Genomic DNA, 18988 nt, shown 5'->3' with positions numbered 1-18988 from the left:
GACCAGGCAGACCATGGATGGCATGTTTTTCATCATCGCGCTGGGCGCGGCGGCGGCCGGATTCGTGCAGGGCCTGTCGGGCTTTGCCTTCGGCATGGTGGCCATGTCGTTCTGGGCCTGGTTGCTGGAGCCGCGCGATGCGGCCGTGCTCACCGTCTTCGGCTCGCTGCTGGGCCAGGTGCTGTCGGCCATCACCGTGCGGCGCGGGTTTGCGCTGGCAAAGCTGCTGCCCTTCATCCTGGGCGGTCTTGCCGGCATTCCGCTGGGCGTCTTGCTGCTGCCGCACCTGGACATGGCCTGGTTCAAGGCCCTGCTGGGCGGCATGCTGGTGCTGTGGTGCCCGGTAATGCTGCTGTCGGCCCGGCTGCCCAGGCTGGCGCGCGGCGGCCGCCTGGCCGATGGTGCCGTCGGCCTGGCGGGCGGCGTGATGGGCGGACTGGGCGGCTTCACGGGCACGCTGCCCACGCTGTGGTGCACGCTGCGCGGCTACCCCAAGGATGAGCAGCGCTCCGTCATCCAGAACTTCAACCTGTCCATGCTGGCCGTGACCATGGCCACCTACCTGGGCACCGGCATGGTCACGCGCAGCATGCTGCCGCTGTTCGCCATCGTGGCGCCGGCCATGCTCATTCCATCGTTGCTGGGCTCCAGGCTCTATATCGGCATCAGCGAGGCACGGTTCCGGCAGATCGTGCTGGGCCTGCTGTGCCTATCCGGCGTGGCGCTGCTGGCGTCTTCCGTCCCCGTACTCTTGCAGCGCGCGGCCTGAGCGCGCCGCGCGCCAACACTCCATCGGCTAACGGCAGTCAACTATGTGAACCTCTGGCACACGCCTCGCTATGCTTCATCGTATATTACGAACTGCACCAGCCCTTCCATGAGAGGCCTTCCGATGTTGACGCCCCCTTCAAACTCAGCGCAGGCGGCATGGCCGCCCTGGGCGCCGCCGTGTCGGCAGGCGCGTTGCAGTCCGGGGACGGCCAGTGCTGCGGGCACGACCATGTCCGCGAAGAGCATGGCGGCGCAGCGCACGCCCAGGCGCGCACCCGGCTCTATCAGCTGGACACGCATCTGCACTGCTCGGTGATAGGCACCTGCCTGAGCCCGGCCGAGCTGCGCAAGCTGATGGGCCGGCACATGGATATCAAGGGCAAGACCGACCTGGAACTGCACCACCAGGCCGTGGGCCTGGCGCATGAGAACGGCGACCTGTCCAAGGCCATCCACAAGGCGCTGGACCAGCGCCATGCCGCCGTGATCAAGGGCTTTGCTGCCGCCCAGGACGAGGCTGCACTGGAGGCCGCGTGGAAGCAGGCCTGGCAGCAGGGCGAGATTCCGGGAGCGTACTGGGCCCTGCTCACGCACAAGTGCACCAGCTTTGCGCTGCGGCAAATGGCCTTTGGCGAGGTGCACATGCTGTCGCACCTGATGGGATCGGCCAACCGGCATGAACTCAAGCGCTTCGTGGCACTGGAAAAGGGAAACCTGGAACTGCAGGACAAGCTGGAACGCGAACGCCAGCGCCACCACCAATCCCAGCTCGAACGTGATGCGCTGGCCGGCCAGCTGCGCCAGCAGTCCCTGGACTTCGAAGCCCGCCTGTCGCAATTCAGGGCAGGGGCAGCCCCTGAAGGCGAGACCCGCCCCGCCGATGCCGGCGCCCTGGTCGGCATGCACACCGAACGGCGTGAGCGTGCAGAACGCGCTGCCGAACAGGCCTGGGCCGAGGCTGGCCGCCTGCAGCAGATGGCCGAGCAATTGCAGCAGCGCGTGCAATGGCTGGCCGAGGAACTGGCCGCCGCCGAAAAGGAACTGCATCGCGCCGCCACCCAGCCCCAGGCCCCTGATGCCGCGCAGCAGCAGGCGCTGCAGGGCCGCAAGCTGCTCTACGTGGGCGGGCGCCCCAGCTCCACCCCTGCCATACGCGACCATGTGCAACGCCATGGCGGCGAATTCCTGCACCACGACGGCGGACTGGAGACGCGCAAGGGCCTGCTGGCCGCGCAGCTGCCCCGCGTCGATCTGGTGGTGTTCCCCGTGGACTGCGTGGACCATGATTCCGTGGTCAACCTCAAGCGCCTCAGCGAGCGGCATGGCGTGCCCTTCATCGCGCTGCGCACGGCCAGCCTGGCCAGCTTCGCGGCCACCGTGGCGCGCGAGTTGGCACCGCCCGACGCGGGAACCCGCACCACCAGCGCATCACACTTTTGCCTGCGCCACGGTTGATGGTGCCGCGTGGCGCGGGCCCAGCGCCGGGCCTTGTGTTTTCAGGATTCCATCAGTACCTCAGTACCGCGCATCGGCCGGCTTCTTGTCCTTGGGCCAGTCCTTGTGCTTGTTGGCAAAGTCCGGGCGCGGCTGGTGGCTGAAGTACTCGGCCACGTCCACGGCCTCCTGGTCGCTGAGGCCGCCCTGGCCCAGCGGGAAGTTGCCATGGAAGGCGATGGGCATGTTGCGCTTGACGAAGGCCGCTGCCGTGTAGGTGCGCGCCATGCCCGCGCCGATGTTGAAGGACTCATCACCCCACAGCGGCGGATAGACCCACTGGCCCTTGGCATTCTTCACGCCCTCGCCCTCGCCGCCATGGCAGACCGCGCACTGGGCCGCATAGACCTTCTTGCCGTTGTCCACGTTGGGCACGATGGACTGGCTGATCTTGCCCACGCCCCGGCCTTCGACCTTGTCTTCGGGTTTGGTTTCGCGGCGCATCCAGTCGAAGTAGGCGACCATGGCCTTGATCTCGTCGGACTCCAGCGGCAGAGGCTTGCCGTTCATGGAGCGCAGGAAGCAGCCATTGATGCGGTCCTCCAGCGTGATGACGCGGCCCGCGCGCGGCGCATAGCCGGGGAAGAAGGCCGAGACACCGATGTAGGGCGAACCATCGGCCACCGTGCCCGCGTTCAGGTGGCAGCTGGCGCAGTTCAGCGCATTGCCCACATTCCTGGGCAGCAGGTCACGCGTCTCTATGTTCAGGCGGGCGCCGTAGACCAGTTGCTTCGCGTTGGATTCGTCCAGCATGGCGGCCAGGCGCGGCGTCTCGAACGGGCGCGCGCTTTCGCCCTTGGCATCGAGCTGCTTGCGCATGGATTGCACCTCCCTGGCATGGATCTCGCGCGCATCGGCACGGCCCCAGCTCTTGCGGGCGAAGTTGAGGATGTCGGCAATCTCCGCATCCTTGAGCTGTGCGAAGGCCGGCATGGTCAGCGGCCGTGCATGGCTTTGCGTGACGGGCGCCTTCCAGCCCACCAGCATCAGATGGATCAGCGTGGACGGGTCCTGCGACTGCAGCGAGAAATTGCCGGCCAGTGGCGGGAACACGTCCTTCACGCCACCGCCATCGGCACGGTGGCAGTCGGCGCAGAACTGCAGATAGCCCAGGCCGCCCCGGCTGGCGTAGAGATCGGTAGGCACGTCGGAAGACACTGCCGACGTGGCGGACGGCGCATGCCCGGAGGCCTGCGGCGCCGGATGCGGGGCGATGACCGGCCCCGGCCCCTGGGCCACCTGCATGGGCAGATCGTTCTTGCCTGCGGGCAGTGACTTCAGATAGGTGCCAATGGCCAGCAGGTCCTCATCGCTCATGTACTGCGTGCTGTGCTGCACCACATCGACCATGTTGCCGGAGACCGTGCCGTGGCTGTTGCGCCCGGTCTTGAGCAACTGGGCGGTTTCCTCGGGTGTCCACAGATTGCGCAGGCTCAGCGCGCGCCAGTTCTCCACGGTCTCGCCGGCCAGGAAATACTCGCCCTTGCTGCCCTCGCCGGTCATGGTCTTTTCCTGGAAGCCCACGCCGCGCGGCGTATGGCAGGCGCCGCAGTGGCCCAGGCCCTGCACCAGGTAGGCACCCCGGTTCCACTGGGCAGTTTGCTGCGGTTGGGGCTGGAAGGGCGTGTCATCCAGAAACACCCAGTTCCACAGCGCCAGGCCCCAGCGCTGGTTGAAGGGAAAGCCCAGGTCGGACTCCTTGTTGGCCGCCTTCACGGGCGCCACGCCCTGCAACAGATAGGCGTACAGGGCCTGCATGTCCTCGGCCGTCATCTTGGCGTAGGAGGGATAGGGCATGGCCGGGTACATGTTGCGGCCATCGGCCGCGACGCCCTTGCGCATGGCGCGGTCGAACTGCTCGAAGCTGTATTTGCCCATGCCCGTATCGGCGTCGGGCGAGATATTGGTGGAATAGATCTTGCCGAATGGCGTCTCCAGCGCCAGCCCACCACCCATGGGCTGGGATTTATTGCCGGTGTGGCAGGCAACGCAATCGCCCAGGCGTGCGATATATCGGCCGCGATCGACCAGGGTTCTTTGCTCCGTCGTCAGGTCCGCTGCGTAATCGGCAGGCAGGTCATCAATGATTTGTGGCATTTGCGCATGGTCCACTCCGGGCGCCGGCGCCGAAATGGCCAGTTGCCAGGCGGTGGCCGACAGCGCGGCCACGCACAGCAGGCCTTGCTTGAGCGAGAGTTTCATCGTCTTCGATCCACTGAAATGAATTATTATTGAAAGAGGCAAGAACGGATATTGACGAGATATTCAACCCAACGCCTGCAGCCATTGCAGCAAATGATCATCTCTTTGCGCAATATCTTCTTATATATACGAATTCTAGTGGTATCTCCCTATTTTTTCCATGCAAGCCGACGAAAATGATAAGCCAATAGCGCATTTAACGCGGACTTAATCAATGCAGGGAAAAAGCGCGCGCAGCCTTCTCGGGCGCACACGAAAAAGCGGCCCGCAAGGGGCCGCTGATTTCACCGTCGGTGTATCCGTCAGTGTATGGGGTGGCGGCTCGCCCGCCGGGCTCAGACCGCCTGACTGCAGCGGCGCGCCACCTGCGCCACGCTGTGCGCGTCCACGCCAAAGTGGCCGCGCAACGCGGCACGCGTGTCACTTCGGCCAAAGCCGTCCGTGCCCAGGGTGAGGAATCGCCTGCCTGCGGGCAGGAAGGCGCGCACGGTCTCGGGCACGGCGCGCACATAGTCGGTGGCAGCAATCACCGGGCCCTGCGTGCCGTCCAGCAGTTGGGCGATCCAGGGCTGGCCAGGTGCCTCACCTGCCAGCATGCGCTGCTCGCAGGCCACGCCATCGCGCGCCAGTTCGCTCCAGCTGGTCACGCTGACCACGGTGGCGGCCATGCCATCGCTGGCCAATTGCTCGGCGGCCTTGAGCACTTCGGTGAGGATGGCACCCGATCCCAGCAAGGTGACATGCTGCGTGGCACGGCCCGCATCGCCAAAGCGGCTGAACACATAGCCGCCGCGCAGCACGTCCTCGGCCGCGCCCGGCGGCAGGTCGGGCTGGGCGTAGTTCTCGTTCATCAGGGTGATGTAGTAGAAAACGTCGCGCTGCTCGACCAGCATCTCGCGCATGCCGGCGTCCAGTATCACGGCCAGCTCGCCCGCATGCGCGGGGTCCCAGGCCTTGCAGTTGGGAATGGTGGCCGCCACCAGATGGCTGGAGCCGTCCTGGTGCTGCAGGCCTTCTCCGCCCAGCGTGGTGCGGCCCGAGGTGGCGCCCAGCAGAAAGCCGCGCGCCCGCTGGTCGGCCGCCGCCCAGATGGCGTCGCCCACGCGCTGGAAGCCGAACATGGAGTAGTAGATGTAGAACGGCAGCATGGCCAGGCCGTGCACGCTGTAGCTGGTGGCCGCCGCCGTCCAGCTGGCGATGGCGCCGGCCTCGCTGATGCCCTCTTCCAGGATCTGGCCGTCCAGCGCCTCGCGGTAGGACAGCACCGAGCCGATGTCCTCGGGCGCATAGCGCTGCCCCAGGCTGCTGTAGATGCCCACCTGCTTGAACAGGTTGGCCATGCCGAAGGTGCGCGCCTCGTCCGCCACGATGGGCACGATGCGCGGACCCAGCTGCGCGTCCTTGAGCAGGCCGCCCAGCATGCGCACGAAGGCCATGGTGGTGCTCATCTCCTTGCCGGCAGGCGCCAGCGCGAACTGCGCGTACTGGTCCAGGGCGGGCACGGGCACGCGGTCGCACACGGTTTCACGGCGCGGCAGTGCGCCGCCCAGGGCCGTGCGGCGATCGCGCAGGTACTGCATCTCGGCGCTGTCATCGGCAGGTTTATGGAAGGCCAGGCCCTTGGCCTGCTCGTCACTGAGTGGCAGGTTGAAGCGGTTGCGGAACTCGATCAGGTCGGTCTCGTCCAGCTTTTTCTGGCTGTGCGTGGTCATCTTGCCCTGCCCGGCCGATCCCATGCCGTAGCCCTTCTTGGTATGGGCAAGGATCACCGTGGGCTGGCCGCGATGGGCGGCAGCCGCTGCATAGGCCGCATGGATCTTCACCAGGTCATGGCCGCCGCGCTTCAAGCGGTCGATCTGCTCGTCCGTCAGGCCCTGGGCCAGGGCGGCGAGCTCGGGGTTCTGTCCGAAGAAATGCTCGCGGTTGTAGCGTCCGTCCTTGGCGGCGAAGGTCTGCATCTGCCCGTCCACCGTGCCGCCCAGCGTGCGTGCCAGGGTGCCGGTGAGGTCGCGCGCAAACAGCCCGTCCCAGTCGCTGCCCCACAGCAGCTTGACCACGTTCCAGCCCGCGCCGGCAAACAGCCGCTCCAGCTCATCGACGATGCGGCCGTTGCCGCGCACCGGGCCGTCCAGACGCTGCAGATTGCAGTTGACCACCCAGACCAGGTTGTCCAGCCCTTCGCGCGCGGCCAGCGTGAGGGCGCTCATGCTTTCGGGCTCGTCCATCTCGCCGTCGCCAAACACGCCCCAGACCTTGCGCTCCTGGCAGTCCAGCAGGCGGCGGTGTGTGAGATAGCGCATGAAGCGCGCGTGGTAGATGCTGCTGATGGGGCCAATGCCCATGGAGCCCGTCGGGAACTGCCAGAAATCGGGCATCAGCCAGGGATGGGGATAGCTGGACAGGCCCTGCGCGCCTGCAGCCGGCGCGCTGATCTCCTGGCGGTAGTGCTGCAGGTCCTGCTCGGTCAGCCGCCCTTCCAGGAAGGCCCGCGCATACACGCCGGGCGCGCTGTGCGGCTGGAAGAACACCAGGTCGCCCCGGTGCTGGCCCGGCTCAAGTCCCTCCCGGGCATGGAAGAAATGATTGAACCCGGTCTCGAACAGGTCGGCCGCGCTGGCATAGCTGGCAATATGGCCGCCCAGCTCGCCATAGGCCTGGTTGGCGCGCACCACCATGGCCAGCGCGTTCCAGCGCATGATGGACGCCAGCCGCTCCTCGATGGCCAGGTCGCCCGGAAACACCGGCTGCTGCTGCGCCGCCACGCTGTTCACATAGGGCGTATTCAGGTCGGGCTGCCAGCCCAGGCGCTGCTCGCGCGCCATGCGCGCCAGCTCTTCCAGCACGAAGCGCGCGCGCTGCGGACCTTCTGTGGCGACCAGGGCCAGAAAGGCCTCGCGCCATTCGGCGGTTTCCTGGGGATCGGTATCGATATCGGCCAGCGCGGCCAGTGGCGTGGGTGCGTTCATGTCCGCCACTTTAGGACTGGCAGGCCGGCATGAGCAGCCGTTCATGGATAAGGAAAACGCCATATTCCAGCATTTCATGCCGGTATCTACATAAAATCCGGCAGATGAAACTGGACACCATCGACTTGCGCATTCTGGCCGAGTTGCAAACGGACGGCTCGCTGTCCAACGTGGAGCTGGCGCGGCGCGTGCATCTGTCGCCGTCGCCATGCCTGGCGCGCGTCAAGGCGCTGGAGAAGGCTGGCGTGATCGCGCGCTATGTGGCGCTGGCCAATGCGTCGGCGCTGGGGCTGGGGCTGAATGTGTTCATCAACATCAGCCTCAAGTCGCAGGCCAAGGAATCGCTGGCCGACTTCGAGCGCCGCATTGCCGAGCACGACGAGGTCATGGAGTGCTACCTGATGAGCGGCGACGCCGACTATCTGATCCGCGTGGCGCTGGCCGACATCGGCGCGCTGGAGCGCTTCATCGTGGAGCAGCTCACGCCGATTCCGGGCATAGAGAAGATCCGCTCCAGCTTCACGCTCAAGCAGGTGCGGTACAAGACCGCCCTGCCCCTGCCGGCCGCAGGCTGAGGCGGATGGAGGCTGGCCTCAGCCCGCAGGCTTGGACATCTCGCCGGTGGCGATGCGGCGGCGCAGCTCGCCCAGCACGGCCTTGAGGCGGCGCTCGTTGTCCAGGCCCACGCGCACCAGCATCTTCTGTCCGCTGGACAGGGCCTGCAGCTCAGGGTCGGCGTATTCGTAGCGCACCCAGGGCTGGATGGAGGGCACCTCGCCCTCCACCTTGGTCAGCCGTACTTGCACCGGGCCTGCGGGCTCGGGCGCGGCGCGCAGGTGGTCTATGACGGCAATGAGGCGATCGTTGAAATATCGGCTGGGATAGCCCAGGTCTTCATAGGCGGTCTGGAACAGAGGGTACAGCCGGGCATAGAGCTTGACGGCCCCGTCCATGGGAATGGACTCGGCAAAGGCCACGAAGGCCTTGTAGCGTGCGGCGTTGGCGGGGGCGATGTCCTGCGCCTCTCCAGCCTCCGCCGCGCCCTCCACCGTGAAACGCTGAGGCGCCGGGTGCACGGGCCAAAGCCGTGCAGGGGCCTGGGAACGGGTCAGGTTGTCCACGGTGGCCACGGCGCGGCGCACAAAGCCGTCCATCTGCAGAAAGCTGCCTGCCTTGTCACGGCCCAGCAGGCCGTTGAGGGCCTGGGTGACATGGGCGTCGGAGTCCTGCAGCGCGGGCAGGCCGGAGGCGGGCTGCTCCAGCGCATCGACAGGGTTCTGGGGCTCGGTCAGCTCGGGCGCGGGGACGGGTTCAGGTTCGGAGGGCTGGGTGGACTGGGCGGGCGCCTGCACCACTTCCGGCGGCGCCTCGGGCACGGCGGCGGGACGCCACCAGTACCACCAGGCCGCGCCCCCCAGGGCAGCAGCCGCCAGCACCACTGCGGCGATGCCGAAAGCCGATGGGCCGGAGGATCTGGCGCGGGGGCGGAAGTCTTGGGGATCGCGTTCTGGCATGGATGGGTCCTTTGGCTTGGGCGGGGGCTGGCAGCTCAGTTGCCGCAGGACGTGCGACAGCAAAGCACACCCAGGGTTCCCTGGCTTTGCTGACACCGGCCCCTGCCTTGTGTTTATAAGCCGCCCCGCTGCCTGCGCAGGCCATCGTGCGCGCCCGGCAACAACGCGTTACCCGGCTTACGCGGCCGTCTCAGCCCTGCGTGCCCAGATCCTGGAGCCAGGCCATGGCGGCCTGCAGCTCGTCGGGGCGGATTTCGTGCATGCTGGGGTACTCGTGGTAGCTCAGTTGCAGCGGCAGGCGCTGCACGTGGCTGCGAATGGCGTGGGCGCTGGTCAGCGGAATGACGTTGTCGTAGGTGCCGTGGCTGACCCAGAGCGACTTGCCGTCAAAGGCCGCATCAGGGGCCTGGTGCGGCAAGGCCTCGGGCAGCAGGCGGCTGTGCCAGCACATGGCGGCGCGCAGCAGCGCGGGCTGGGTCAGCAGCAGGCTGAGCGCCATGATGCCGCCCTGGCTGAAGCCGCCCGCCACGGTTCGCTGGGCAGGGATGTCCAGCCGCGCTCCGGCCTGCTGCACGGTCTGCGCCACCAGGGCGCGGCTGTGCTCTTCCTGCGATGCGTGGATGTGGCGCGTGCCGTTGGCATCCACGGTGAACTGGAACCAGGCATGGGCTGAGGGACCCATGGAAAACGGAGCGCGCAGGCTGAGCACGTGGAACTGCGGCGGCACGAACGATGCGAGGCCGAACAGATCCTGCTCATTGCTGCCAACGCCATGCATGAGCACCAGCAGCCAGGGCTGCTGCCCCGGTGCGGGTTGTGCGGGGCGCTCCAGCGCCACCAGAGGCAGGTCGATCATCACGGACTCCTTGGTTTTTTAGCGATTTCCAGGACCGGGGTGGTCCCGGGCAACGCGCCATTGTGGCGCCTCGCCAAGTCCGCGGCAGCAGGAGGTTATGCCGCCTGCGCGTCCTCGAAGGCCATCGCATCCATGGCCAGGATGGAATACATGACTTCGCGGCTCAGATACCGTGGCCGCGCTGTCGCGCCGGCCGCGCCCAGCGCGAAGTACAGCGGCATGAAGTGCTCTTCGCTGGGATGGGCGCGCCGGGCCGAAGGCGCGCGGGCGCGGTAGTCCAGCAGCGCGGGCAGGTCCTGCGCCTGCAGGCGCGATTCGATCCAGCGGCTGAAGTCCTGCACGTAGGGCGAAGAGGCGCTGGAGCCGCCGACGGCATGGTCGTCCTGCAGGCCATCCTGGCTGCGCAGGGCCTGCACGGCGTCGTCCACCCGCACCGTGGCCTCGCCCGTGCCGCCCCGGAATTCGCCCAGGTTGTGCGTCATGCTGCCGGAGCCGACGATGAGCACGCCCTCATCGCGCAGCCCCGCCAGGACCGCGCCCAGCGCATGGGTTTCGGCTGGCCCGGCCGAGGCAGGCAGGGACAGCTGCACCACGGGCAGGTCGGCATCCGGCAGCAAATGCCTCAGCGGCACCCAGGCGCCGTGGTCGAAGGGCCGCTGCGCGTTGGCGCTGGCGGCAATGCCTGCGGCCTGCAGGCGGTCCATGACTTCCTGCGCCAGCTGGGGCGCGCCGGGGGCCGGGTACTGCAGTTCGTAGAGCGCGGGCGGGAAGCCGCCAAAGTCGTGCCAGGTGGTGGGCGTGGCGCCGGTCATGACTTCCACGCCGTGCGACATCCAGTGCGGCGACATGACGACCACGCCGCGCAGCGGGCCGTGGGCCTGGCGCAGCGCCCTGCCCCATCGCGCGAGCACGGGGCCGGTTTCACCCGGCTCCAGCGCGAACATGGGCGAGCCGTGGGAGACATAGAGCACGGGCAGCCGGGCACCGGCAGCGGAGGAAACCCGGGAAGAGTGGGGAGCGTGGGAGTCTTGCATTCCCCTAATGTAGGGACGCCCGGGCGCCGCGCCAAGCCGCCAGCGGCAGCACACATTGTTGCGCTGGCCGGGTCAATCCGAATCAATCGTCGCGCGGGCGCCCGCGCAGGGCCTTGGTGGCACCGTGCCGGCTCTTGCTTTCCAGGCGGCGCCGCTGCGACCCCAGCGTGGGCCGGGTGGCGCGGCGCAGGATGGGCTCGGGATAGGCGGCGGCCACCAGCACGTTGAGCCGCTGCAGCGCGGCGCGCAGGTTCTGCTCCTGCGTGCGGTGTTGCTGTGCCTTGATGACGACCACGCCCTCGTTGGTGATGCGGCCGTCGCGCAGGGCCAGCAGGCGCTGCTGCACGGCCTCGGGCAGGCGCGAGGCGCGCACGTCAAAGCGCAGGTGCACGGCGCTGGAGACCTTGTTCACGTTCTGGCCGCCCGCGCCCTGGGCGCGCATGGCGGTCCACTGCACCTCGTGCAGCTCGATGGGCCGCATGCGCTCAGGCATCCAGCGCAGCGGTCAATGCCGCCACAAAGGCATCGGGACGCTCATGCATGACCCAGTGGCCCGCGCCGGGCACCAGCGCCAGGCCGCGGAAGTCGCGCGCATGGCGTGCAAAGGCCTGGGCCAGCTCCTGAATCATCGGGCCCGGGTAGAGCGCGTCGTGCTCGCCATAGATGGCCCATACGGGGCCGTCCACGGCCTGCAGGGCACGCGCCAGCACATCGGTGTGCGAGAGGCGGCGGCGCGGAAGGCGGTCACGCTCCACGTTGAGCACATGCAGGGCCAGCGTGTCCTCGTCGATGAGGCTGGCGTCATGCAGCATCAGCGCCTGCAGGTTGTAGCGGTGGGCCACGGCCTGCGCCTCGGGCGTGGCCAGGTGGCGCCAGCCCTTGAGCCGCACGGCCAGGCCCTTGCCCACGCCCATGCCGGGCGCCCCGGCCAGCACCAGGCGCCGGGCCAGCGTGCCGTCGGCGGCGGCCAGCATGCCGGCCGTCATGCCACCGAAGGAGAAGCCGACCAGATCGCACAGCGGGGCGGCGGGCGCACCGTCATCGGCCAGCAGTTGCCGCAGGCCCTGGCGCAGCGGCTCGACCAGGGTGTCGGCATCCTGGCCGCCCGGCACGCCGTCGGAATCGCCGAAGCCGGGCAGGTCGGGTATCCACAGCTGGCGCCCCTGGGCCAGCAGCGCGTCCATGCAGCGCAGCCAGTGTGTCCAGCTGCCGCTGCCGCCGTGCAGCATGACGATGGGCAGCTCGCCCGCGCGGGCCTCGCCCCAGACATGCCAGACCATGTGCCCGTCTTCGGGCCGCGCGGCAGACAGCGGCGTGGTCAGGCGCCGCGCCTGGGCGCGCAGGCGCTCAATGGCGGCGGGCGTATTCACCACTGGGCCACGGCGTCAATGGCCAGGCCATAGCCGGCCACGCCAAAGCCGCACATCACGGCGCGCGCGGCGGCCGACAGGTAGGAGTGGTGGCGGAAGCTCTCGCGCGCATGCACGTTGCTGATGTGCAGCTCAACCAGCGGCACGCCCGTGCCCTTGACGGCATCCAGCAGGGCCACGCTGGTGTGGGTGTAGGCGGCGGCGTTGAAGATCAGGCCGGCCAGGCGGCCTTCGGCGTGCACGCGGCCGGCTTCGTGGATCCAGTCCACCAGTTCGCCTTCGTGGTTGCTCTGGCGGAACTCCAGCCCCAGCCCGTAGCGCGCGCAGGCGGCTTCGCACAGCGCACGCACATCGGCCAGGGTCTGGGAGCCATAGATGGCGGGTTCACGCAGGCCCAGCAGGTTCAGGTTCGGGCCATTGAGGACATAGACGGTTTTCACGGCGGGACACTCCAGGTTTCCAACGGGCTGGATTATGCGGGCCATCCCCGGCCCGGTCTTGGCGCAGGCACCACGGAAAAAGCCGCCCCAAGGGGCGGCAAGAGTCGGTTCAGCGCGGTTCAGCTCAGATCAACGGCGCCAGTGGCCATGCCCGTGGCCATGGCCATGGCGGTACTCGCCACGGTATCCACCCCGGTAGCCGCCACCATAGCCGTATCCGTAGCCGGGAACGACCACGACGGGCGGAGCACGGTAGACGGCGCGCGGCGCGTAGTAGACCGGCGGCGGGGGGCGTAGTAGATGGGCTGGGGCGGTGCCACATAGACGGGGGCAGGCGCGACATAGACGGGCGGGCCATACATGCCCGGCGAATTCAGGCTGATGGACCAGTGCACATCGCCCCGGGCCTGGGCGGCGCCCGAAGCCATGAGGGCGGCCAGGGCCAGGCCGGCTGCTGCTGCTTTTGCAACCCACGGGGAAGCTGTCGTTGTCATGGTGTCTCTCCTCGAAGTTGGACAGGCGTGGCAGGCATTGCCGCTGGTGCCGCCTTCCCGCACTTTGGCACAGGGGGACGGCATACGCCCTGCATTCTCAACGCGCGAGAGGGGTCTACGGATGGCAGGCTTTTCTACAAGTTTGTTTCCAAATGCCTCAACCCTTGGCTGGCGCGGCTGTCCGAAAGCCGTCCGGAGCGGGTCTGCAGGCGGGCGCCTACAATGCTGCGATGAGCTCTGCTGACGCCTCCCCCATCTCCAAAGATCCGGTCAAACCGAGTAACTTTTTGCGCCAAATCATCGAGGCCGACCTGGCCAACGGTACCCACGCCCAGCGCCGCTGGGGTGGAAGCCCCGGTGATGGCGACCACCACAACCAGGGCCAGGTGGACGTGGCGAAGATCCGCACACGCTTCCCGCCCGAGCCCAACGGCTACCTGCACGTGGGTCACGCCAAGGCCATCTGCCTGAACTTCGGCCTGGCGCGCGACTACGAAGGTGCCTGCCACCTGCGTTTCGACGACACCAATCCCGAGAAGGAAGACCAGGAGTACGTGGACAGCATCATCGATGCCGTCCATTGGCTGGGCTTCGGCTGGAAGGAAGCCGACGGCCACGAGAACCTGTACTTCGCCAGCAACTACTTCGACTTCATGTACCGCGCAGCCGAGTACCTGATCGAGCAGGGCCTGGCCTATGTGGACGAGCAAAGCGCCGACGACATGAAGGCCAACCGCGGCGATTTCTCGCGCCCCGGCGTGGACAGCCCGTTCCGCAGCCGCACGGTGGCCGAGAACTTGGCGCGCTTTCGCGAAATGCGCGACGGCAAGCTGCCCGATGGCGCTGCCGTGCTGCGCGCAAAGATCGACATGGCATCGCCCAACATCAATCTGCGCGATCCCGCCATCTACCGCGTGCGCCATGCCGAGCACCACAACACCGGCAACCAGTGGTGCATCTACCCGATGTACACCTTCGCCCATCCCATCGAGGACGCGCTGGAGCACATCACCCACAGCATCTGCACGCTGGAGTTCGAGGACCAGCGCCCGTTCTACGACTGGCTGCTGGACCATCTGCGCGAAGGCGGCCTGATCGCTGCGCCGCAGCCGCGCCAGTACGAGTTCTCGCGCCTGCACCTGACCTATGTGATCACCAGCAAGCGCAAGCTCAAGCACCTGGTGGACAACGGCATCGTCAGCGGCTGGGACGATCCGCGCATGCCCACCATCGTCGGCCTGCGCCGCCGTGGCTACACGCCCCAGAGCATCCAGGCCTTCTGCGAGCGCATCGGCGTGACCAAGGACTACGCCTGGATCGACTACTCCACGCTGGAAGGCTGCCTGCGCGAGGACCTGGAGAACCAGGCCCATCGCGGAATGGTGGCCCTGGACCCGCTGAAGCTGGAACTGACCAACTGGGCCGAGGTCTTCGGCAGCGCCGAGCACCTGGAAGCCTGCGAGCTGCCCGCCCTGCCCCACGCCGCCGAAGGCCAGCAGGTGCCGGTGCGCCGCTTCACGCTGGGCCGCGAGGTGTGGATCGAGCGCGAGGACTTCGCCGAAGTGCCGCCCAAGGGCTACAAGCGCCTGTTCCCCGGCAACAAGGTGCGCCTGAAGGGCGGCTACGTGATCGAGTGCACGGGCTGCGAGAAGGATGCCGAGGGCAACGTCACCAAGGTGCTGGCCACCGTGGTGCCCGACACCAAGAGCGGCACGCCGGGTGCGGACAGCGTCAAAGTCAAGGCCGCCATCACCTGGGTGGGCGTGGCCGACGGCGTGCAGGCCGAGGTGCGCCTGTACGACCGCCTGTTCACCGACCCGCAGCCCGATGCGGGTGGCAAGGACTTCCTGACGCTGCTCAACCCGGAAAGCCTCAAGGTGGTGACCGCCTATGTGGAGCCTTCGCTGGCCAACGCGCAGCCTGACGACAAGTTCCAGTTCGAGCGCTTCGGCTACTTCGTGGCCGACCGCAAGGACCACACACCGGGCAAGCCCGTGTTCAACCGCGCAACGGGTCTCAAGGACTCCTGGGGCAAGTAGGCGCATGGCCCGCTGAAGGGCACCTGCACCGCTCCTCCCCGACGATGGCCCACCATCCTGCTTTGCAGGGGTGGGCCATCGCACATCGGCGCTTTTGCGGGGGCCGTGGCCTCAGCACAATGCCAGGCCATGAACCAAGCCTTGCCACAGGCGGCTTCCGCCGCCAAGTTCGACACCTCCCGCGCGGCCGAGTACGAAACGCAAAGCCGCATCGCACTGGCCGGCTACGACGCCTGCCACGAGCTGGCCGCCTGCCTGCTGGCCGCCAGCCTGGATGCCGGACCGAAGTCCGTGCTGATTGGCGGCGCCGGTGGCACGGGCCAGGAAATCCTGGCCACGGCGCGGCTCAGGCCGCAGTGGAAATTCACGGCTGCCGACCCCTCGGCCCCCATGCTGGACCAGACCATGGACCGCATCGCCGCGGCGGGGCTGTCGGCCCAGGTGCAGGCAGCTCCCTGCGCCGTGCAGGACCTGCCGGCCGGCACGGTGTTCGACGCGGCCACGCTGATCGGCGTGCTGCACCACGTCCCTGACGACGCGGACAAGCTGCAGCTGCTGCAGGCCCTGTCAGCGCGGCTGGCGCCGGGGGCTCCCTTCATCCTGGCCTGCAACCGCCACCGCTATGACAGCGAGCCGCTGTTCCTTCAAGCCTGGGCCATGCGCTGGCGCATGGCGGGCGTGGACGAGGCCGCTGTCCATGCGAAACTCGGCAAAATCCGGCAGGGCGCGGTTCCACCGGCCTCGGAAGAGGCGGTGGAGCAGCTGCTGGCCCAGGCCGGTTTCGTGCAGCCCAAGCGCTTTTTCTCCAGCCTGTTCTGGTGTGCCTGGATTGCCATCAAGGCCTGACCACTGAATCACTGAACCACTGAAACACCAGAACGCCCGGCGCCGGTGGACCCGTCCCTTTCTCCCTTTTCCCTTTGATTTGCCTTTCAGCATGAACTTCTCCGCACGCCTTCAGCAACTGCCCACCGTCACCCACCTCGCCGCGCTGCAGCTGGCCGATGCCCAGGGCCAGGTCGTGGCCACCATCGAGAACAAGCCCGGCCAGACCGGCTCGCTGGCCGTGTACCACGCGCTGGCCGCGCTGTACGGCGGCAGCATCACGCCGGCCGCCGCAGAGCTGGGCCTGGAGTGGTATGCCGAGCACACGCAAGACGCCATCGCCTTCCCTGGCAAGCACCCCAACATCGACCGCCTGCTGGCCTGGTCCAAGGGTGCCGAGAGCTACCAGGCCCGCCTGATCGCGGCTTGATCGCGGCCTGAGCGCGGCCTGATCGCCGCCTGATTCAGCCTGGGTAAACACCGCGTCACAGAAGTTGCGCGGACTGGGGGCATCGGCTGACACGCCGGTGTCAACGCAGCGTGCACTTTGGCGTTCAAATGACATGTGCCTTGCCGCTTCGGCGCGCAAGGCGTTCCTGCCCAGGAGAACGCAATGCAGCAATCCGCCGTGCCCACAGCACGCACCACGGCCCGCTCAACTTCCCACGCTGGCGCCCTGCGCCTGAGCGTGCTGGGCCTGGCCGCCGCCCTGGCGCTGAGCGCCTGCAACCAATCCCAGGACAAGCCCCCGCAGGCCGCCAGCGCGCCGCTGCCGCCTTCCACCGAAAGCGCCCAGCCCGTCGCCACGCCCGTGGCCTATGTGCCGCCTTCGGCCGAGACGCTCTACCAGATGGTGGCGCCCATTGCGCTGTACCCCGACAAGCTCGTGGCCCAGGTGCTGGCCGCCTCCACCTATCCCGACCAGGTCGGCGCCGCCGAGGTGTGGATGGGGCAGAACCCCGGCCTCAAGCCCGAGGAACTGCAAAACGCCGTCAACAGCCAGGACTGGGACCCTTCGGTCAAGTCGCTGGCGCAGTTTCCCAATGTGCTGGCGCAGCTGTCATCCAACGTTCCCTGGACCACGGCCCTGGGCAAGGCCTACTACAACGATCCGGCCGATGTGATGAACGCCATCCAGGTGATGCGCCAGCGCGCCTACAAGGCCGGCACGCTCAAGGACTCCAGCCGGCTCAAGGTGGCCGTGGCCACGGCCGATGCCCCGCCCCCCGTGCCCCAGCCCGCACCGCAGGCCGTGGGCGAGCCGCTGTCGTCCATGCTGCCCGTGCCGGTGATCGACACGCCGCCGCAGTTCATCGAGATCGCACCGGCCCAGCCTGACACCGTCTACGTGCCGCAGTACGACCCGGGTGTGGTCTATGGCGAGCCCGTGCCGATGTACGGCGGATACCGCCCCATCGTGGCGCCGCAACCCGTATACGTGGGCAGTTCGGCCGCGCCCGTGGTGGCGGGGCTGATCGGCTTCGGCGCAGGCGTGATCCTGGCCGAGTCCGTGGACCGCCGCCCCTGGGGCTGGAACTCCTGGGGCATGCGCTGGGGCGAGCCGGGCTACCGCTGGCACCGCAACGAACCGCCGCCACCGCCCTCGCGCCGCCCGGCCGTGATCTACAACAACAACACCTACGTCTCGCGCTCGACCACGGTGGTGCAGAACATCCACAACACGCACATCAACAACGTTGGCAACGTCACCAACATCGCGAACAACCCGCACTTCGAGCCGCGCCGCCCTGACTTCCCGCAGCAAGGTGGTGATCCTCGCTCGGGCGACCCGCGCTCCGGTGACCCTCGTTCTGGTGACCCACGTTCAGGCGGCATGGCCGCTGCGGCCCTGGCCGGTGCCGCAGGCATGGCCGGCGCCGCCGCAGCAGCGCATTCGGGCATGCCCCAACGCCTGGGCCTGAGGCCGCCGCAGGGCGGCCCGCCCCCGTCCGCCCAAGGCATGGTGCCGCCCGGCGGCGCCCAGGGCTTTGCCCGGCACGATGGCGCCGATCGCGGACGCCCGGGCCTCAGGCCCGATGACCGGCCCCAGGCCTCGCTGCAGCCCCGGATGAACCCGGTGCCGGCCTCGCAGCCGGGCCAGTTCGGCAAGTGGCCGCAGTCCCCTCAGTCTGCGCAATCGGCCCCCTCATCCCCACCGGGCGCCGCGCAGCGACCCGCGCCAGCACTGCCTGCGGCAGCCATGCAGGGTGACAGGGGCCGCGACTCCCGCGTGCCCTCCTGGTCTTCCGCAGCCACGCAGCAGGGCATGAGGCCACAGGACAGGCAAGACCGCGACCGCTCCATGGCCGATGCAGCGCGCCAGCGCCAGCAGCAACAGCAGCAAATGGAGACACAGGCCGCCCGCCTTCGCGGCGAGGAACAGGCGCGCCAGCAACAGCAGCGCCAGGTCCAGATGCAGGCCCAGGCGCAGATGCGGGATCAGGCGCGTGACCAGGCCCAGGTTCAGGCGCAAGCCCAGGCCCGGCAACAGGCCGAGCGCGATCGCCAGGCCTTGCAGCAGCGCTCCCAGGACCAGGCGCGCCAGCAGCAAATGCAGCAGCAACAACAACAGCAGCAGGCACGCGCACAGGAGCAGATGCAGGCCAGGATGCAGGCCCAGCAACAGGCCCAGCAGCAGGCGCAAAGACACGCCCAGATGCAGGAGCGGCAGGCGCAGCAGCAAAGACAGCAGCAGTTCGAGGCTGCCCAGCAGCAACGCATGCAGGCCCAGCAAGCACAGCAGGCCCAGGCACAGGCGCGTGCCCAGCAGCAGCAGGCCCGGGCACAGCAGGAGCAACGCCAGCAACAGCAGCGCATGGCCAACGCGGCCCGCCCACAGGAGCGGCGCGGCGGGCGCGACGAGCGCCGGGACCGTTGAGCGGCGCGCAAGCGCATTTGAATGCCATCGCGTCATGGAGTCATGGCGTTGAGGCGATGGCAAGCTGGCGCGCCGGCATGGCGGACAATGGGGCGCTCGACCACA

The 18988-nt window shown here is 68.0% G+C and carries 15 protein-coding genes and 1 pseudogene; 7 read left to right on the top strand and 9 right to left on the bottom strand.

Annotated features, from left to right (window positions below):
* The first annotated feature begins 13 nt into the window (after positions 1 to 13).
* Together CLV01_RS11945 and CLV01_RS11940 are read left to right on the top strand one after the other, a co-directional pair.
* Positions 14 to 769 carry a sulfite exporter TauE/SafE family protein gene (locus CLV01_RS11945; protein WP_257221266.1) on the top strand — a complete coding sequence of 252 codons (756 nt, stop codon included), beginning with the start codon at positions 14 to 16 and terminating at the stop codon, positions 767 to 769.
* Positions 770 to 927: 158 nt separating this feature from the next.
* Positions 928 to 2226, top strand: a complete 1299-nt coding sequence (locus CLV01_RS11940; protein ID WP_099735294.1) for a DUF2325 domain-containing protein — start codon at positions 928 to 930, stop codon at positions 2224 to 2226.
* Positions 2227 to 2286: 60 nt separating this feature from the next.
* On the opposite strand, the gene CLV01_RS11935 is transcribed toward CLV01_RS11940, so the two are convergent.
* Positions 2287 to 4467, bottom strand: coding sequence for a c-type cytochrome (locus CLV01_RS11935; RefSeq protein WP_099734224.1), 2181 nt, complete (start codon positions 4465 to 4467; stop codon positions 2287 to 2289).
* Between the two features lie 335 nt (positions 4468 to 4802).
* Positions 4803 to 7433 (bottom strand): alpha-ketoglutarate dehydrogenase, encoded by a 2631-nt coding sequence (mdeB, locus tag CLV01_RS11930; protein ID WP_099734225.1) that lies wholly within the window; start codon positions 7431 to 7433, stop codon positions 4803 to 4805.
* 104 nt (positions 7434 to 7537) lie between these two features.
* On the opposite strand from mdeB, the gene CLV01_RS11925 reads away from it, so the two are divergent.
* Positions 7538 to 8008: an Lrp/AsnC family transcriptional regulator gene (locus tag CLV01_RS11925; protein ID WP_012204416.1), complete on the top strand. Its 471-nt coding sequence runs from the start codon at positions 7538 to 7540 to the stop codon at positions 8006 to 8008.
* Between the two features lie 18 nt (positions 8009 to 8026).
* Here the strand turns inward: CLV01_RS11925 and CLV01_RS11920 are convergent, their stop codons facing one another.
* From CLV01_RS11920 to CLV01_RS11890, 7 genes and pseudogenes are all read right to left on the bottom strand, one after another.
* Entirely contained in the window at positions 8027 to 8947 is a 921-nt protein-coding gene (locus CLV01_RS11920; protein ID WP_099734226.1) for a DUF3014 domain-containing protein, read from the bottom strand.
* A 190-nt stretch (positions 8948 to 9137) separates the two neighbouring features.
* Complete coding sequence (locus CLV01_RS11915; protein ID WP_013803384.1) at positions 9138 to 9803, bottom strand: alpha/beta hydrolase; 666 nt, start codon at positions 9801 to 9803, stop codon at positions 9138 to 9140.
* A gap of 95 nt (positions 9804 to 9898) precedes the next feature.
* Complete coding sequence (locus CLV01_RS11910; RefSeq protein ID WP_099734227.1) at positions 9899 to 10837, bottom strand: dioxygenase family protein; 939 nt, start codon at positions 10835 to 10837, stop codon at positions 9899 to 9901.
* A gap of 82 nt (positions 10838 to 10919) precedes the next feature.
* Complete coding sequence (arfB, locus tag CLV01_RS11905; protein WP_017405644.1) at positions 10920 to 11330, bottom strand: alternative ribosome rescue aminoacyl-tRNA hydrolase ArfB; 411 nt, start codon at positions 11328 to 11330, stop codon at positions 10920 to 10922.
* Positions 11323 to 12207, bottom strand: coding sequence for an alpha/beta fold hydrolase (locus CLV01_RS11900; protein ID WP_099735175.1), 885 nt, complete (start codon positions 12205 to 12207; stop codon positions 11323 to 11325). The genes arfB and CLV01_RS11900 overlap by 8 nt, the downstream gene beginning before the upstream one ends.
* Entirely contained in the window at positions 12204 to 12692 is a 489-nt protein-coding gene (gene aroQ, locus CLV01_RS11895) for a type II 3-dehydroquinate dehydratase (RefSeq protein ID WP_180288380.1), read from the bottom strand. Before aroQ ends, CLV01_RS11900 begins: the two co-directional genes overlap by 4 nt.
* A gap of 84 nt (positions 12693 to 12776) precedes the next feature.
* Positions 12777 to 13141, bottom strand: a pseudogene (locus tag CLV01_RS11890) (hypothetical protein).
* A gap of 230 nt (positions 13142 to 13371) precedes the next feature.
* On the opposite strand from CLV01_RS11890, the gene CLV01_RS11885 reads away from it, so the two are divergent.
* From CLV01_RS11885 to CLV01_RS11870, 4 genes are all read left to right on the top strand, one after another.
* A complete protein-coding gene (locus CLV01_RS11885; protein ID WP_013803389.1) occupies positions 13372 to 15180 on the top strand; it encodes a glutamine--tRNA ligase/YqeY domain fusion protein in 1809 nt (602 codons plus the stop codon).
* 129 nt (positions 15181 to 15309) lie between these two features.
* A complete protein-coding gene (locus CLV01_RS11880; RefSeq protein WP_099734228.1) occupies positions 15310 to 16026 on the top strand; it encodes a class I SAM-dependent methyltransferase in 717 nt (238 codons plus the stop codon).
* A gap of 91 nt (positions 16027 to 16117) precedes the next feature.
* Positions 16118 to 16435, top strand: coding sequence for a DUF2322 family protein (locus CLV01_RS11875; protein ID WP_013803391.1), 318 nt, complete (start codon positions 16118 to 16120; stop codon positions 16433 to 16435).
* 183 nt (positions 16436 to 16618) lie between these two features.
* A complete protein-coding gene (locus CLV01_RS11870) occupies positions 16619 to 18883 on the top strand; it encodes a DUF3300 domain-containing protein (RefSeq protein ID WP_099734229.1) in 2265 nt (754 codons plus the stop codon).
* Positions 18884 to 18988 lie beyond the last annotated feature (105 nt).

It is taken from the genome of Delftia sp. 60, assembly GCF_002754395.1.
In the GTDB taxonomy this organism is placed as follows: Bacteria; Pseudomonadota; Gammaproteobacteria; order Burkholderiales; family Burkholderiaceae_C; genus Comamonas; species Comamonas acidovorans.
The sequence above is the reverse complement of the archived record's forward strand: the minus strand, read 5'-3'. Positions and strand labels throughout refer to the sequence as shown.

Excerpts from the sequence above, each read along its gene's own strand:
- mdeB (WP_099734225.1), bottom strand. The coding sequence starts at position 7,433 with ATGAACGCACCCACGCCACTGGCCGCGCTGGCCGATATCGATACCGAT.
- CLV01_RS11915 (WP_013803384.1), bottom strand. The coding sequence starts at position 9,803 with ATGATCGACCTGCCTCTGGTGGCGCTGGAGCGCCCCGCACAACCCGCA.
- CLV01_RS11945 (WP_257221266.1), top strand. The coding sequence starts at position 14 with ATGGATGGCATGTTTTTCATCATCGCGCTGGGCGCGGCGGCGGCCGGA.
- CLV01_RS11925 (WP_012204416.1), top strand. The coding sequence starts at position 7,538 with ATGAAACTGGACACCATCGACTTGCGCATTCTGGCCGAGTTGCAAACG.
- CLV01_RS11920 (WP_099734226.1), bottom strand. The coding sequence starts at position 8,947 with ATGCCAGAACGCGATCCCCAAGACTTCCGCCCCCGCGCCAGATCCTCC.
- CLV01_RS11940 (WP_099735294.1), top strand. The coding sequence starts at position 928 with ATGGCCGCCCTGGGCGCCGCCGTGTCGGCAGGCGCGTTGCAGTCCGGG.
- aroQ (WP_180288380.1), bottom strand. The coding sequence starts at position 12,692 with ATGGCCCGCATAATCCAGCCCGTTGGAAACCTGGAGTGTCCCGCCGTG.
- CLV01_RS11875 (WP_013803391.1), top strand. The coding sequence starts at position 16,118 with ATGAACTTCTCCGCACGCCTTCAGCAACTGCCCACCGTCACCCACCTC.
- CLV01_RS11935 (WP_099734224.1), bottom strand. The coding sequence starts at position 4,467 with ATGAAACTCTCGCTCAAGCAAGGCCTGCTGTGCGTGGCCGCGCTGTCG.
- CLV01_RS11910 (WP_099734227.1), bottom strand. The coding sequence starts at position 10,837 with ATGCAAGACTCCCACGCTCCCCACTCTTCCCGGGTTTCCTCCGCTGCC.
- CLV01_RS11870 (WP_099734229.1), top strand. The coding sequence starts at position 16,619 with ATGCAGCAATCCGCCGTGCCCACAGCACGCACCACGGCCCGCTCAACT.
- CLV01_RS11880 (WP_099734228.1), top strand. The coding sequence starts at position 15,310 with ATGAACCAAGCCTTGCCACAGGCGGCTTCCGCCGCCAAGTTCGACACC.
- arfB (WP_017405644.1), bottom strand. The coding sequence starts at position 11,330 with ATGCCTGAGCGCATGCGGCCCATCGAGCTGCACGAGGTGCAGTGGACC.
- CLV01_RS11885 (WP_013803389.1), top strand. The coding sequence starts at position 13,372 with ATGAGCTCTGCTGACGCCTCCCCCATCTCCAAAGATCCGGTCAAACCG.